The sequence below is a fragment of the Pantoea sp. paga genome (assembly GCF_007558755.1).
Lineage (GTDB): Bacteria > Pseudomonadota > Gammaproteobacteria > Enterobacterales > Enterobacteriaceae > Pantoea > Pantoea agglomerans.
In genome coordinates, this window is the sequence record NZ_VLTF01000007.1 from 132662 (window position 1) to 147712 (window position 15051).

13 protein-coding genes are annotated in these 15051 nt (G+C 53.3%); 6 read left to right on the forward strand and 7 right to left on the reverse strand.

All coding sequences use genetic code 11. From position 1 onward, the window contains the following. Window positions 1-162: 162 nt before the first annotated feature. Both sodA and FOV68_RS17780 read right to left on the reverse strand, forming a co-directional pair. Entirely contained in the window at window positions 163-780 is a 618-nt protein-coding gene (sodA, locus tag FOV68_RS17775; RefSeq protein WP_008926407.1) for a superoxide dismutase [Mn], read from the reverse strand. Between the two features lie 282 nt (window positions 781-1062). Beyond that, entirely contained in the window at window positions 1063-2403 is a 1341-nt protein-coding gene (locus FOV68_RS17780) for an aspartate aminotransferase family protein (protein ID WP_052270948.1), read from the reverse strand. Between the two features lie 207 nt (window positions 2404-2610). Between FOV68_RS17780 and FOV68_RS17785 the strand changes: the two genes are divergently transcribed. Further along, on the forward strand, window positions 2611-3387 hold the full coding sequence (locus tag FOV68_RS17785) for a DeoR/GlpR family DNA-binding transcription regulator (RefSeq protein WP_143991289.1): 777 nt from the start codon (window positions 2611-2613) through the stop codon (window positions 3385-3387). On the opposite strand, the gene fdhD is transcribed toward FOV68_RS17785, so the two are convergent. Next, the gene (gene fdhD / locus FOV68_RS17790) at window positions 3384-4208 is read right to left on the reverse strand and encodes a formate dehydrogenase accessory sulfurtransferase FdhD (RefSeq protein ID WP_010257467.1); all 825 of its coding nucleotides are present in this window, start codon (window positions 4206-4208) and stop codon (window positions 3384-3386) included. The genes FOV68_RS17785 and fdhD overlap by 4 nt on opposite strands. A gap of 404 nt (window positions 4209-4612) precedes the next feature. On the opposite strand from fdhD, the gene fdnG reads away from it, so the two are divergent. From fdnG to FOV68_RS17820, 5 genes are read left to right on the forward strand one after another with little or no spacing between them, the layout of a single operon-like run. Further along, complete coding sequence (fdnG, locus tag FOV68_RS17800; RefSeq protein ID WP_143991290.1) at window positions 4613-7663, forward strand: formate dehydrogenase-N subunit alpha; 3051 nt, start codon at window positions 4613-4615, stop codon at window positions 7661-7663. 12 nt (window positions 7664-7675) lie between these two features. Beyond that, on the forward strand, window positions 7676-8575 hold the full coding sequence (fdxH, locus tag FOV68_RS17805) for a formate dehydrogenase subunit beta (protein ID WP_143991291.1): 900 nt from the start codon (window positions 7676-7678) through the stop codon (window positions 8573-8575). After that, window positions 8575-9216 (forward strand): formate dehydrogenase cytochrome b556 subunit, encoded by a 642-nt coding sequence (gene fdoI / locus FOV68_RS17810; RefSeq protein WP_143991292.1) that lies wholly within the window; start codon window positions 8575-8577, stop codon window positions 9214-9216. The genes fdxH and fdoI overlap by 1 nt, the downstream gene beginning before the upstream one ends. Then, the gene (gene fdhE, locus FOV68_RS17815; RefSeq protein ID WP_010257482.1) at window positions 9216-10139 is read left to right on the forward strand and encodes a formate dehydrogenase accessory protein FdhE; all 924 of its coding nucleotides are present in this window, start codon (window positions 9216-9218) and stop codon (window positions 10137-10139) included. The genes fdoI and fdhE overlap by 1 nt, the downstream gene beginning before the upstream one ends. A 21-nt stretch (window positions 10140-10160) precedes the next feature. Then, a complete protein-coding gene (locus FOV68_RS17820; RefSeq protein WP_031593505.1) occupies window positions 10161-10772 on the forward strand; it encodes a glutathione S-transferase in 612 nt (203 codons plus the stop codon). Between the two features lie 421 nt (window positions 10773-11193). Here the strand turns inward: FOV68_RS17820 and FOV68_RS17830 are convergent, their stop codons facing one another. The 4 genes from FOV68_RS17830 to FOV68_RS17850 form a co-directional block, all read right to left on the reverse strand. Then, a complete protein-coding gene (locus tag FOV68_RS17830; RefSeq protein ID WP_109652846.1) occupies window positions 11194-11472 on the reverse strand; it encodes a type II toxin-antitoxin system ParD family antitoxin in 279 nt (92 codons plus the stop codon). A 596-nt stretch (window positions 11473-12068) separates the two neighbouring features. Further along, window positions 12069-13331 (reverse strand): glycosyltransferase family 9 protein, encoded by a 1263-nt coding sequence (locus FOV68_RS17835; RefSeq protein WP_143991293.1) that lies wholly within the window; start codon window positions 13329-13331, stop codon window positions 12069-12071. Between the two features lie 778 nt (window positions 13332-14109). After that, window positions 14110-14307, reverse strand: coding sequence for a hypothetical protein (locus FOV68_RS17845; RefSeq protein WP_033759390.1), 198 nt, complete (start codon window positions 14305-14307; stop codon window positions 14110-14112). A 9-nt stretch (window positions 14308-14316) separates the two neighbouring features. Then, complete coding sequence (locus FOV68_RS17850) at window positions 14317-15033, reverse strand: hypothetical protein (RefSeq protein WP_255473712.1); 717 nt, start codon at window positions 15031-15033, stop codon at window positions 14317-14319. Between the last annotated feature and the right edge of the window lie 18 nt (window positions 15034-15051).

The following is a 15051-nucleotide window of genomic DNA, read 5'->3' on the forward strand; positions in this document are numbered from 1 at the left end:
TATCAACGGCGTGTTAATGTGGCAGAAGGTTAAAAGCGCGGCGGTTAAAAAGCGAGATCCGTTTATTTTTGGTTTAATCTGGGACAACAGAAGTTAAAGATAAAAAAAACCGGCGAAATAAATTCCACCGGTTTATCGTCATCACGTTAACACTGGGTTAACTTACTGGGCAGCTGCGAAGCGGGCTGCTGCTTCGTCCCAGTTGACCACGTTCCAGAATGCTTTGATGTAATCAGGGCGTTTGTTCTGATACTTCAGGTAGTAGGCGTGTTCCCACACGTCCAGACCGATGATTGGGAAGCCAGAAACGCCAGCAACCGCTTCACCCATCAGCGGGTTGTCCTGGTTTGCGGTAGATACCACAGCCAGTTTGTCGCCTTTTTTAACCAGCCACGCCCAGCCTGAGCCGAAACGGGTCGCAGCCGCTTTCTCGAACTCTTCCTGGAATTTTTCCACGCTACCGAAATCTTTCTCGATAGCCGCTTTCAGGTCGCCCTGCAGCGTGGTGCCGGTTTTCAGGCCTTTCCAGAACAGGCTGTGGTTAGCATGGCCGCCTGCGTTGTTACGCAGTGGGCCTTTTTTGTCGGCTGGCAGCTGATCCAGTTTGGTAATCAGCTCTTCTACCGGCAGATTGGCAAATTCAGTGCCTTCCAGCGCCGCGTTAGCGTTGTTCACGTAGGTCTGGTGATGTTTGGTATGATGGATTTCCATCGTCTGCTTGTCGAAATGCGGTTCCAGTGCGTCGTATGCGTAAGGCAGGGATGGCAGTGAATAACTCATGTTCTTCCTCTCCATTTAGTTTGAGCAGCACGACGAATTCGGGACGTGCCGCGTAAGCAGTCGAATCATTATAGTTAAATTCATGTAGCGTAAAAGGGTAATCAATGCCCTATTAACCATAAGGATTTGAGAAATATGGCAAAAGCAACCTGTTGTTTTTACAGCATGCTGCTGCTGACTCCACCTTTTCAGCTTTATCAGACAGGGAGAGCGAAGCACTCTGCCAGCACCACCAGCAGGCACTCATCTCGCCCGAACGCCGCATCTGCCCTGCCCTGCGCGTTACCTGCCGAGTTCGCGCAGCCCACTGTCGAGCGCGCCGACCAGCCAGTCGATATCACCTTCCTGGAACGCCAGTGGCGGACGCAGTTTCAGCACATTCCCATACGGGCCGGCGACCGAGGTCAGCACGCGATGTTCACGCAGCTTCTCGATTAAATCCAGCGCCAGCGTTTTGTCTGGCGTTTTGCTGTGACGATCGGTGACCAGCTCAAAACCGATAAACAGTCCGGCACCGCGCACATCCCCCACGCACTCATAGCGATCCATCAGGGTTCGCAGCTCCGCCAGCAGCTTCGCGCCGACCACGCGGCTGTGTTCCTGTAACCCCTCTTCGGTGATCACTTTCAGTACCGCCTGCGCCGCCGCCATCGCGACCGGATTACCACCAAAGGTATTGAAGTAAGGAATTGAGTCGCTGAAGGCGGCCAGCACTTCACTTTTTGCCAGCAGGCCGGAAACCGGAATGCCGTTGCCCATTGGCTTGCCGGTGGTAATGATGTCAGGCACCACATCGTGGCGGCCAAAGCCCCAGAACGCGTCGCCGGTACGGCCAAAACCAGGCTGCACTTCATCGGCAATAAAGATGCCGCCGTTGGCATGCACCACCTCGACCGCTTTTTTCAGGAAGCCGCGCGGATCGGGCAACACGCCGTCCGAGGAGAAGATTGAGTCCGCCAGGAAACCGGCAAATTTAATGCCGTGCGCCGCCATATCATCAATCTGCTGCTGAATCTGGTCAGCGAACCAGTCGCCCAGGTCAGGCGCATCCACACGATACGCATCCGGTGGCATCACCAGCCGCGTGGTGGGCGCAAGCGGCTGGCCACTGCCCAGCGCCGGAGAAGCGCCGGATGTCAGCTCACTGGTGCCGTGATAGGCCTCTTTACTGACAATAATCCCGCTGCCGCCGCTAAAGGCGCGCGCCACGCGAATCGCCAGGTCGTTAGCTTCCGATCCGGTGCACATATACATCGCGCGATCGATCGCCGTGGGCGTAGTCGCCAGCAGCGCTTCACTGTAGTCCAGAATATTTTCATGCAGATAACGGGTGTGGGTGTTCAGCATTTTCATCTGCTGCGTCACCGCCTCAGTCACGGCCGGATGGCAATGACCGATGCTCGCCACGTTATTGTAGACGTCGAGATATTTATCGCCCGCCGCATCCCACAGATATTGCCCCTCACCCCGCACCAGATGCACCGGTTTGCGATAGAACAGGCGATAAGATTCGCCAAGCACTTTGCTGCGTTTATCGGTCAGTTTGCGCGTCTCGCTGTCGAGTGCATCGGCATGTTCGGCGCGGAAACTGTTGGTATCCATAATAGTGGAACGCGTGGCCATAATGACTCCCGTTACAAGGATGAAGGGGGAAGAGCTGACGCCTTTATCATGCCTGCCTGAATCTAAAATGCAACCAAATACACAAATACAATAAAATACACATGACGCAGGCAGATCGCCGCGCTAAGCTTGCTCACTGATTCAGACGGAATTTTTCGCTTCACAGGCGTATCATCCGTGCTCTTCGCGCTTTATAAGGAAACCTTTATGCTGCAGGAAACGCGCCTTCATCGCATCCGTGCCTTACTGACCCGGCTTAACCAGGTGAGTACCGAGCGCATTATCAGGGAGCTGGGGGTCTCACGCGAAACCGCGCGCCGCGATATCATTGAGCTGGAAGCCCTGGGTCTGGCACGCCGCGTTCACGGCGGGCTGGTGGCGATTGAAACGCGGGCTGAACCGCCGCTGACGGAACGCCGCAGTAATCAGGCCCGGGAGAAGCGCACCATCGCCCGCGCCGCTGCGCAGTTGCTGCAGCCCGGACAGACGCTGTTTCTGGATGCGGGCAGCACCACCACGCTGCTGGCAGAGGAGTTGCACGCCCTTTCCGGCCTGACGATTGTGACCAACAGCCTGCAGGCCGCGCTGGCGCTGAGCGCCGGAGAAGAAGATCAGCCGCTGAATAATCAGATTATTTTGCTGGGCGGGACGATGTCGGCGGGCGCACAACAGACGCGCGGCGAAATTACCGTGGGTGAGCTTATCCGCTACCGCGCCGATGTGGCGCTGCTGTCGCCGGTCGGCATTGAGGCGGGTTGTGGTGCCAGCAGTTTTCATCCGCACGAAGCGGCCATCGCCAGGGCGATGGTGCAGCAATCCACTTCCTGCTATCTGCTGGCCGATCACACTAAACTGGGCGTAGTCAGCCGCACGGTTTACGCGCCGTCACCGGCGATCAACCTGCTGATTACGGATAGTGGCGGCGACAACAGTTCCGCCCTTGAGGCGTTGCAGCAGACGCTGCCAGAGGTGATGGTGGTTTAACGCAGTCGCTGAGGATGGCTGTAAACCGTGGCGCGTCCAGGTTTACTGAACCCGACCAGCGTCAGATTGCAGCGCTCAGCCACCTCAACCGCCAGGCGGGTTGCTGCCGAGACTGCGAACAGGATCTCAACCCCACACATGGCGGACTTCTGCACCATCTCATAGCTGGCACGGCTGGAGACCAGCACCGCGCCAGGCCCCCACTCAGCCTGGCTGCGATAGCCCAGCAGCTTATCCAGTGCCACATGGCGACCCACATCTTCGCAGCCACCGGCCAGCTGACCATCGGGCTGGATCCACGCGGCAGCATGGGTGCAGCCGGTTTTCTGTCCGACCGGCTGATACGCTTTCAGCTGGCCCAGCGCCCGATCCAGCTGATCCAGCGCAAAGGTCTGGGTAAACGGCAGCGGAGAGAGCGGCTTGCCAATCTGGTCCAGCTGTTCAACGCCACACACGCCGCAGCCGGTACGGCCTGCCAGCGCACGACGCTGCTCTTTCAGCGCCATAAAACGGCGGCTGGAAAGCTCAATCTGAACCTCAATGCCGTGACAGCCCGGCACGATGTCCATGCCGAAAATGTCACCTGGCGCGTCGATAATGCCCTCTGACAGCGAAAAACCCAGCGCAAACGCCTCCAGATCTTTAGGCGTGGTCATCATCACCACGTGAGAGATGCCGTTGTAAACCAGTGCCACCGGCACCTCGTCCGCCAGCCAGTCAGATTCTGCTGCGGTCAAATCGGCACGCTGCCATACCTGCGTTCTGCTGACGCCGGCCTGAATTGTTAAATCTTCGCCTGAGTCAGGCTGAATAGCTTTCAAAAATTACGACCTGTTGTTAATAAATAATGAAATGCGACAGTCAGTACGGCTGCACAGCGGCGATCAGACGCAGACTAATTTTGCCTTCTGGCCCGGTGCGGCGCAAATAAACAGCGGGGCAATTCATGCGGTTTTCTCATCGGAAAAGGCGCAGCCACGCCTGCTGGCGGGACGCATGCGAATAGGTATCTTTCAGGCTTTAACATCGGTAAGCATAAAACAACAGTAATTATCTGCCGCTACGGGAAATCTGCTTGCGCCGGGGATCCGTTGCCGAGGATTTTTAACAAAATTTAGAAAAAGAATTACTAATGACTAACCTGTTGACCCTGGTCAACTTACAGGCAGATAGGGCTGCTATTTTGCAAGGCTTCGCAATGGAGCCAATAAAGAAGAACGATAAAATGCAAATTAACAGACGGAGTTTTTTCAAAATCTGTGCTGGCGGGTTGGCGGGCACCAGCGCGGCGTTACTCGGTTTTGCCCCCACCACAGCCTTAGCCAGCGTCAGAGAGTTCAAACTCATACGCGCCAGAGAAACCCGTAATAACTGCACCTACTGCTCAGTCGGCTGCGGCATGCTGATTTACAGCCTGGGTGATGGCGCTAAAAATGCCCGCGCCTCGATTTACCATATTGAAGGCGACCCTGACCATCCGGTCAGTCGCGGATCGCTCTGCCCCAAAGGCGCGGGCGTGCTCGACTTTATTCACAGTGAACAGCGACTGAAATACCCGGAATACCGCGCGCCAGGCTCGGATAAATGGCAGCGCATCAGCTGGGATGAGGCATTTGACCGTATTGCCCGTCTGATGAAGCAGGATCGCGATGCCAATTTCCAGGCCACCAACGCCGCTGGCGTCACGGTAAACCGCTGGCCGACTACCGCCATGCTCTGCTCTTCCGCCGCCAGTAATGAAACCGGCCTGCTCGATCAGAAATTTGCCCGCTCGCTGGGTATACTGGCGCTGGAAAACCAGGCGCGCCTGTGTCACGGCCCGACCGTGGCCGCGCTGGCTCCCAGCTTTGGTCGCGGTGCGATGACCAATAACTGGAACGACATCAAAAACGCCAATGTGGTGATGATCATGGGCGGCAACCCCGCCGAGGCGCATCCGGTTGGCTTTAAATGGGTGATTGAAGCCAAAACCCATAACAATGCGCAGGTCATCGTGGTCGATCCACGCTTTAACCGCTCTGCGGCGGTCGCCGATCTCTACGCGCCACTGCGTGCGGGCAGCGACGTGGTTTTCCTGATGGGGGTGATCAACTATCTGCTGCAACACAATCAGATTCAGCAGGAGTATGTTCGCGCCTTCACCAATGCCGCCCTGATTGTCAGCGAAGGCTTCAGCTTCAGCGACGGTTTGTTCAGCGGTTACGATGCTGAAACCCGTCAGTACGATCGTCAGAGCTGGCACTATGAGCTGGATGAAAACGGCCATGCGAAACGCGATGAGAGCTTCACTCACCCGCGTTGCGTGCTGAACCTGCTGAAAACCCATGCCAGCCGTTACACTCCGGAAATGGTGACGCGCTTGTGCGGCACTTCGCAGGACGCCTTTATTACGGTGTGCGAGCAGCTCGCTTCCACCTCTGTGCCGAATCGCACCGCGACTATTCTTTATGCGCTGGGCTGGACTCACCACACCAACGGTTCGCAGATTATCCGCACGGCGGCAATGATTCAGCTGCTGCTGGGTAATATCGGGATGCCAGGCGGCGGTATTAACGCGCTGCGCGGCCACTCCAATGTGCAGGGCTATACCGATCTCGGCCTGCTGGCGCAGAGTCTGCCGGGCTATCTGCCACTGCCCTCAGAGAAGATGACCACCCTGGCAACCTACCTGCAGCAGGCCACGCCGGTTGCGACACTGCCGGATCAGGTCAACTACTGGCAGAACACCGACAAATTTTTCGTCAGCCTGATGAAGAGTTTCTACGGTGATAAAGCCACAGCGGAAAACCAGTGGGGCTACGACTGGCTGCCGAAGTGGGATAAGAGCTACGACTGCATGGCGCAGGCGGAGATGATGGAACAGGGCGCGCTCAATGGTTGCCTGATTCAGGGCTTCAACCTGCTGGCCGCCTTCCCGGACAAAAATAAAGCGGTCCGGGCACTGTCCCGCCTCAAATATATGGTGGTGATCGATCCGCTGCGCACTGAAACCGCCAGCTTCTGGCAGCATCACGACGAGTTTAATGACGTCGATCCGTCGACAATCCAGACCGAAGTGTTCCGTCTGCCCTCTTCCTGCTTCGCTGAAGAGTCGGGATCGGTGGCTAACTCGTCACGCTGGCTGCAGTGGCACTGGGCGGCCGCGGAGCCGCCCGCTGAAGCGCTGCACGACGGTAAAATTCTCGGCAATCTGTTCATGCGTCTGCGCGCGCTCTATCGCCTGGAAGGCGGTGCAGCCCCAGAGCCGCTGATGGCAATGCGCTGGGACTACCGCGATCCGTCTAATCCTGAGCCGGAAGAGGTGGCGCAGGAGAACAACGGTCAGGCGCTGGCCGACATTTACGATGCCAGCGGCAAGCTGTTGCTGAAAAAAGGCCAGCAGCTCAACGGCTTCTCAGAGCTGCGTAACGACGGCACCACCGCCAGCGCCTGCTGGATCTACAGCGGCAGCTGGACGCCGGAAGGCAACCAGATGGCACGACGCGACAACGCCGATCCATCGGGGCTGGGCGCGGTCTCCGGCTGGGCCTGGGCGTGGCCGGCTAACCGCCGCATTCTCTATAACCGCGCCTCCGCCGATGCGCAGGGTAAAGCCTGGGATCCGCAGCGCCGCCTGATTGAGTGGGATGGCACTCGCTGGCACGGCATCGACGTGCCGGATTATCCGGTAACGCTGTCGCCACAGCAGCAGGCCGGTCCGTTTATCATGCAGCCCGATGGTCTTGGCCACCTGTTTGCGCTCGATAAGATGGCCGACGGCCCCTTCCCGGAACATTACGAACCGATGGAAAGCCCGCTCGCCGACAATCCTATGAATCCTCAGCAGCGTCATAGTCCGGTCGTTCGACTGTTCAGCAGCGACGCCGCGCAACTGGGCGAGGCCGCTGACTATCCCTGCGTCGCCACCACCTATTCCATCACCGAACTGTTTCGCCACTGGACCAAACATGCCCTGCTGAACGCGATTGCGCAGCCGGAGCAGTTTGTTGAAATCGGCACCGAACTGGCAGAGGAGAAAGGCATCAAGGCCGGCGACAGCGTCAAAGTCTCGTCGCGCCGTGGCTATATCAAAGCCAAAGCGGTGGTAACACGTCGTCTGCAGCGTCTGATGATTGACGGCAAGCCGGTTGATACCGTGGGTATTCCCTGTCACTGGGGCTTTGAAGGCACCACGCGTAAAGGCTTCCTCGCCAATACGCTGACGCCGTCGGTTGGCGATGCCAACTCGCAGACCCCGGAGTACAAGGGATTTTTAGTGAAAGTGGAAAAAGCGTAACGGTAGATGACAATGGCTTATCAATCACAAGATATTATCCGTCGCTCAGCGACCAACGACTTTACCCCACCGCCACAGGCGCGCGATCACCAGCGTGAAGTCGCGAAGCTGATCGACGTCACCACCTGTATTGGCTGCAAAGGCTGTCAGGTCGCCTGCTCCGAATGGAACGACATCCGCGATGAAGTCGGTCATAACATCGGGATCTATGACAACCCTACCGATTTGACCGCCAAATCATGGACGGTGATGCGTTTCTCGGAAGTTGAAGAGAATGGCAAGCTGGCCTGGCTGATTCGCAAAGATGGCTGCATGCACTGCGCCGATCCCGGCTGCCTGAAAGCCTGTCCGTCGGCAGGTGCCATTATTCAGTACGCCAACGGCATCGTCGATTTCCAGTCTGAGCAGTGTATCGGCTGCGGCTACTGCATTGCGGGTTGCCCGTTCAACGTGCCCCGGCTCAATAAAGAGGATAACCGCGCCTACAAATGCACCCTGTGCGTGGATCGCGTCAGCGTCGGCCAGGAGCCTGCCTGTGTGAAGACCTGTCCGACCGGTGCCATTCATTTCGGCAGCAAAAGCGACATGCTCACGCTGGCGGAGGAACGCGTAGCGGAGCTGAAGTCGCGCGGGTTTGCGCAGGCTGGCCTCTACAACCCGGAAGGCGTGGGTGGCACCCACGTGATGTATGTGCTGCATCATGCCGACAAGCCTCAGCTCTATCACGGGCTGCCTGCTAACCCAGGCATCAGCCCGACGGTGACCTTCTGGAAGGGGATCTGGAAACCGCTGGCGGCGGTGGGTTTTGCCGCTACGTTCGCCGCCTCTATTTTTCACTATGTTGGCGTTGGCCCGAATCGCGTCATTGAAGAGCACGACGACAACGACGATCACCCTGAGGAGCGCAAATAATGAAAAAGCCCGATCATCTGGTGCGTTACCGCGCACCCGAACGCATCAATCACTGGATTGTCGCGATTTGCTTTGTCATGGCCGCCTTAAGCGGATTAGGGTTTTTCTTTCCGTCGTTCAACTGGCTGATGCAGATATTTGGCACACCACAGCTGGCGCGTATTCTGCATCCTTTTGTCGGCGTGGTGATGTTCGTTGCTTTTATACTGATGTTTTTGCGTTACTGGAAACACAACCTGATTAATCGCGATGACCTTTACTGGGCCAGAAACATTCACCGGATTGCGCTGAATGAAGAAGTAGGTGATACCGGTAAATATAACTTTGGTCAGAAGTGTGTGTTCTGGGCTGCTATTATCAGCTTAGTGTTGCTGCTTGCCAGTGGCATCGTGATCTGGCGACCTTACTTTGCCGATGCCTTCGCCATTCCGCTGATTCGTCTGGCGTTGGTGGTACATTCGGTGTCAGCGGTGGCGCTGATCATCGTCATTATGGTGCACATTTATGCTGCGCTGTGGGTCAAAGGCACACTGACCGCGATGGTGGAAGGCTGGGTCAGCGCCGAATGGGCCAGGCAGCACCATCCTCGCTGGTATCGTGAGCAGCGTAATCCGCCAATAAAACAGGAAAAACGCCCCTGATGAGTATTCGCATAATCCCGCAAGATCAGCTGGAGAAAGGCGAAAAGACAACGGCGGAGATGATTCCGCCGTTACTTTTTCCACGGCTGAAAAATTTATACAGCCGTCGTGCTGCGCGACTGCGTGACCTGGCGGCGAAAAACCCACTCGGCGACTACCTGCGCTTTGCGGCGGTGATTGCTGAAGCGCAGGAGATTGTGCTGTATGACCATCCGCTGCACATCGACCTGCATGCCCGCCTGACGCAGAGCGCCAGCGAGGGCAAGCCGCCGCTGAATATTCATACCCTGCCGCGCGATCCCCACTGGCAACGACTGCTGCATTCATTGATTGCCGAGCTGAAGCCGGAGATGAGCGGTCAGGCACTGGCGGTGCTGGAGAATCTGGAGAAGGCGTCCGCCACCGAGCTGGAGACGCTGGCCAGTGCGCTGTTTACCGGCGAGTATGCGCTGGTCAGCAGCGACAAAGCGCCCTTTATCTGGGCAGCACTCTCGCTCTACTGGGCGCAGATGGCGGCCCTGATCCCAGGCAAAGCCCGCGCTGAGATGGGCGATCAGCGCCAGTTCTGTCCGGTCTGCGCCAGTATGCCGGTCGCCAGCGTGGTGCATATGGGCAGTCATGAAGGTGCGCGCTATCTGCACTGTAATCTGTGCGAAAGTGAATGGCATGTGGTGCGCAGCAAATGTACCCAGTGCGAACAGTCCCGTGATCTGCACTACTGGTCAATCGACAGCGAACGGGCGGCGGTGAAAGCAGAGAGCTGTGGCGACTGCGGCACTTACCTGAAGATGCTCTATCAGGAGAAAGATCCGGCCATTGAACCGGTGGCAGATGACCTGGCATCGCTGATACTGGATGCCAGAATGGAGCAGGAAGGCTTCGCACGCAGCAGTCTCAATCCCTTTATGTTTCCTGGCGAATAGTCACTGACTCTGGAGAACCCGATGAAACTGATTGGCAGCTATACCAGCCCGTTTGTGCGTAAGATTTCGATTATCATGCTGGAAAAAGGCATTATTTTTGAATTCGTTAACGCATCGCCTTACAGCGATGACAGCCATGTGCCGCACTACAATCCGCTGGGCAAAGTTCCGGCGCTGGTCGCTGACGATAAGCAAATCTGGTTCGATTCCAGCATTATTGCGGAGTTTCTGGAACTGCGTGGCGTGGAGCCTGCTCTGCTGCCTGCCGATCCGCTTGAATCGCTTAACATCCGTCAGCTGGAGAAGCTGGCGGATGGCGTCAGCGATGCCGCGCTGGTGATCGTGCGCGAGCAGATGCGTCCGGGGGATTTGCAGTCAGAAGAGGTGCTGCTGCGCAATCGTGAAAAGATTCAGCGCAGCCTCGACATGCTGGAAGCGAAGGCGGCAGAGGGGAAATGGCTAAACAACGGCCAGCTCAATCTGGCGGATATCGCCACCGGTTGCATGATCGGCTACCTCAATTTCCGCCGCGTAGTGCCGAACTGGTGTGTTGAACGACCGGCGCTGGTGAAGCTGGCGGAAACGCTGTTTCAGCGTGAGAGCTTTGCGCGGACAACGCCGCCTGCGGCGTGATGGGTCAGGCGAAATAACTATCAAAGCGCCCCGGGCAGGCATGGAAGCGACATTTTGTTACGCTGTACAGGAAAAATATAATCGGCCTGGCTGGTCTGACAGCTCAGTCAATTTCGTCTCCAGACAGGTCATTTTCATAATCCTGCCCGCCATGCCATATGCCTAAAACACTCACTGTTTTCTCAGATAGCATGAAAGCAATTATTGTCCGTCTGCGGTAATTGGTGATTCTCAGTCCTGGCAGAAGATCATCACGACAGTTCCCTCTGTGGAAGAACTATGCAAGCGACTCACAATAATCGATGACGTTTTCCGTAAAGTTCAAAGCGGTATAGGGTGTCGCTGCTTGCGCGATATATATAACGGTAAAGTTCTGCCAGTTGTTCCTGCGCCTCTGGTGCGAACACCACCCTGTAAACCATTACTCCTCCCCGGTCGCCTTCCTGTGTTCCGCTTTCAGTCTGTTCCTGAGGTCGTTAGCGCTCAGGCTTTGTGTTTCGCCACTTTGAAGTGCTTCCCAGGCGGGCACTACCTTTTCATGCAGCCATTGCTCCACGGCATAATCCCGTGCCATCAGCGCACGCAATCCTTCACGGATCACTTCGCTTTCCGATGCATATTCGCCGCTGGCAACACGTGCCTTAACCTGTGCTGCCATTTCATTGGGCAGCGTGATACTCATCTGCTGTGTTGTTCTCATGGGTAACCTCTTTCTTCTGCCTGATAGGATTTAATCATACTCACCTTTCTGGCAGCTGTCAGTTTCGCACTCTGTTGAGTCGCTCTCTCCTGAGAATAGGGAACTTACAGATGTCGTCGAGGGTATCCGGTTTTCAACAGCGCGATAGCACATCTTATCAGCGGTTCAGGCACTGTCATTATCGGACAGGGTAAAAACCATACAGATTATAATGTGCATAACCTGGACTTAAAGATTGAATAGCTGGCTGTTTAAAGGAGCTGAAGAGGGATTCAGGGAGAGAAAACCACACCACAAAATATGCCGGAAAAACAATCCGTTTTTCAGAGGCGCCTCTCAGTCTATTACCTGGTTTTTTGGGGATTAAAGGTTATTGTTTTCAGGCAAATTTTTACCTACGAGCATACCCACCACCGCATGCACAATCAGGTTTGCTTCAGTATTTCACCACATCTTTTCTGTCAGCCCCTTTCGTGATAGTCAGCGTATGTATCTGCTCTGCAGGATAGGGTGCCGCTGCGGCGTGAGAGCTTTCTAAGCCAGCCCACTTAAGAAGTACAATGGTGTCTGGCACGGCAGGACGCTTTATCTGCTGGTCAGCAGCAGAGCTGATCAGAGGAGGCGATACAGCAGTCGGGAGCATGATAACCGTGCGTACGAACAGGTTCTTTCAACTCGTTCACCGATACGGATTCCTGAAATTTCATCTCACGCTTGCCCAATAAATTCCTTCGGATTATCTCATTAAAAATACGCTCAGGGATATTCTCAGCATCGGATGTTTTATGATCATGAACAATGATGTGGCTTGCGTTTTCATAGCCTGGCGCCCACATATTATTATTAGGCGCATTTTTGTAAACGGCGATAAGAGGTTTTTTCCACGCAGCAGAGATGTGTACAATTGATGTATCTGGCGTTATCACCATATCCGATTCTTTAATTAATGCCATCACATGATGCAAAGTATAAAAGGGATTTTTCACAACATTTCCAGGAAGCGGCACCGCTATTTCATTACGATGATCCAGAATGATGACTTTCACCTCTCTGCTGTTATTATTAATCATATTAATAATTTTCAGCAATTGCTGTTGTGAGAAGTTCCTTTCCGGCGTGCCAGCAAAAGCATTAATAATAATTTTTTTCTTATTTTCCCACGAACTAAGAAAGTGCCTCACCTCATCAAGCACAACATCAGGAAAATGAAGACTGTAAGTGAAATTGCCTGTCGCTTTAACGCCAATGCTTTTACTTATCAAAGAAAGTAACTCTGTAACATGCTGCTTTTCATTTTTATAGGGAACCGAAACTGTGTAATGGCTGATGTCAGATTTCTTATTTAGGCCAATAACGAATCTGGCATTGATATCCCGAAATAACTTCATCCGATGCACCGGCGTTTCGGATAAGCAAGGATCGATAATCAGATCATACTTATTTCTATTTAGCTTCTTCATCGTTGCTTTTGAAACGGTATGATAAAAAGACTTCAGGTAATGGTTATAACTGCAATCTGCTGCCTTATAGATATGTCTGATAAAAGGGCTGTATTTTATTACGTCGTAACAGGCTTCAGTTACCAGTAAATCTACTGCATAGCCATCCTGATGCAGCGACCTGATGAGTGGCATCGAAACGATGATATCACCCAGCTTACCTTCATTGCGAACAAGCAGTATAGTTTTCACGGAGTCAGGTTCAAAGGAGACTTTTTTCCGTTTATCCCACAGAAGCTTTGCAATAGACTTTCTTGCCTCGAGTTTCACCTCTTTGAGATAGTAGTTTTTTCTTCGATTCCATTCGCGTATTTTTTTGAATGGTCCCTTTGATACGGTGATCCTCACATCCTTATTCATTTCACCCTTCCTGCTTCCTGAGCAGATCATTCATTTGATACAAAAAAAATCACTTGAACCAATCGTCTTTTATTTATATTAACCTTTTAATAATCGTGTGATTCTACAACATCCTGAAACGCTTACGCTATACAATAATATTTAATCGTTCTGCAGGATCATCATTCAATTAACATCACTGATTGGATTTTTGCTAAAAATACCCAGCCATTATCGTTCCCATTAACCTTACTGCATCATACGCCGCGATATGACAACTCATGTTGCTAAATATAAGTTATTCACTGAAATTTCACTAATGGTAAGCTCTGATAAATAACCCACTCAAAGGTAATCATTGAATAGAATCAGCTATTTTTAACATTACTTCCCGAATACTTATTACGGACATATCGCCAGGGTAAACGCTTTCAGGGATAATGGCGAGTTGATTATTGACGGGAAAGCCTGTTTTTTATGTGGGCCGTTCAACCTGATCCACTTTGGGGTCCCGGGGCGAAGCCCAGACCAGGTTATTTTGTCATTACCGCCACGGCATGGCGGTAATGACAAAACATTTCCTGTCCCTCACTTTACCTACGATTGAAGATACCAGTTGGTCGATATCGGTATGGTGAATAGATGATGGATGGCGACTGGATCATCGAGTCCGATATTACCGACGCTGAACAACAGGAGGTCACCGCTGCACCCGGCGCACGTCGGTCATGGCGGCGGGAGGATGGGGTTTTTAGGGCGTAAAAGCACAAATCCCGGCCAACTGGCCGGGATTTTTGTACTAATTCCATTCCACATTAAAATCAGCTAACTGATTATCTAGGAACTGTCTTTTCTCAAACCAATAATCAAAAACCTCAGCCTCTCCGCTACTTAAAATTAGGTAGAACCCTCCTGTTTCACCCTCTGTATCATCGACAATTTGGATTTCCCATCCAGCATATTCGCCATCATTAACGATGCCTTTCTTTAAGAGCATTTTGCTTCCTTAGTCTTTATAAGGAACATGGTTGTTCGAAATATACTTGCCTGTTGTAGGATTTTTTACACCAAAATGTACGTGTGGAACTCCCGGCGCATGGGCACCACCAATTGAACCTGAGTCAATCCTAAATTCTTTTGTCCCATCAGCACTATGGTAAACACCAGATCCTGGTTTTCCAATCTCTTTATATCCCGTTCCTAAGAATTTTAAACCAGCAGCTAACGCTTCATCTGAACTCAAAGTTGTTGAACTGGTGAAGTTTTTCTTACCAGATAAGGTCTCATTAATGACAGTATCTATCTTGCTGTTTGAATTCTCTGAAAGATAAACTATGTCTTTCTTCGTGAGAGGATCGGCTCCCGGATTGACTAAGATATTCCCAACAGTATCAGGTTTTCCTTCCGTATTACCGGTATTAGTAGTTCCCTGTCCTGAAGCCTGATTATTACCAGTGTTGGTCGGCGTATCATTTGGATCTAACTGCTGATTTCCACCTGTGTTGGCTGGACCTGACCCAGCTATCTGGTCACCACCGGTATGAACAGGCGCGTATTTATCATGAAGCGAACTGAGATACTTTCTTGTGATCTCGTCGTTACCCATCATTTGCAGGGTAACAAGATGCTCCAGTTCGTCGGAGGTCATTTTATCAGCTACATCTTTAATGGCCAGTCCGGCAAGCCCTGTGATTCCGGCTTTCGCCCCGATTTCCAGAAACATCTCTGCGACCTTATTCCG

Excerpts from the sequence above, each read along its gene's own strand:
- FOV68_RS17820 (WP_031593505.1), top strand. The coding sequence starts at position 10,161 with ATGAAACTGATTGGCAGCTATACCAGCCCGTTTGTGCGTAAGATTTCG.
- FOV68_RS17780 (WP_052270948.1), bottom strand. The coding sequence starts at position 2,403 with ATGGCCACGCGTTCCACTATTATGGATACCAACAGTTTCCGCGCCGAA.
- FOV68_RS17850 (WP_255473712.1), bottom strand. The coding sequence starts at position 15,033 with ATGTTTCTGGAAATCGGGGCGAAAGCCGGAATCACAGGGCTTGCCGGA.
- FOV68_RS17835 (WP_143991293.1), bottom strand. The coding sequence starts at position 13,331 with ATGAATAAGGATGTGAGGATCACCGTATCAAAGGGACCATTCAAAAAA.
- sodA (WP_008926407.1), bottom strand. The coding sequence starts at position 780 with ATGAGTTATTCACTGCCATCCCTGCCTTACGCATACGACGCACTGGAA.
- fdnG (WP_143991290.1), top strand. The coding sequence starts at position 4,613 with ATGCAAATTAACAGACGGAGTTTTTTCAAAATCTGTGCTGGCGGGTTG.
- fdhE (WP_010257482.1), top strand. The coding sequence starts at position 9,216 with ATGAGTATTCGCATAATCCCGCAAGATCAGCTGGAGAAAGGCGAAAAG.
- FOV68_RS17785 (WP_143991289.1), top strand. The coding sequence starts at position 2,611 with ATGCTGCAGGAAACGCGCCTTCATCGCATCCGTGCCTTACTGACCCGG.
- fdoI (WP_143991292.1), top strand. The coding sequence starts at position 8,575 with ATGAAAAAGCCCGATCATCTGGTGCGTTACCGCGCACCCGAACGCATC.
- FOV68_RS17830 (WP_109652846.1), bottom strand. The coding sequence starts at position 11,472 with ATGAGAACAACACAGCAGATGAGTATCACGCTGCCCAATGAAATGGCA.
- fdxH (WP_143991291.1), top strand. The coding sequence starts at position 7,676 with ATGGCTTATCAATCACAAGATATTATCCGTCGCTCAGCGACCAACGAC.
- FOV68_RS17845 (WP_033759390.1), bottom strand. The coding sequence starts at position 14,307 with ATGCTCTTAAAGAAAGGCATCGTTAATGATGGCGAATATGCTGGATGG.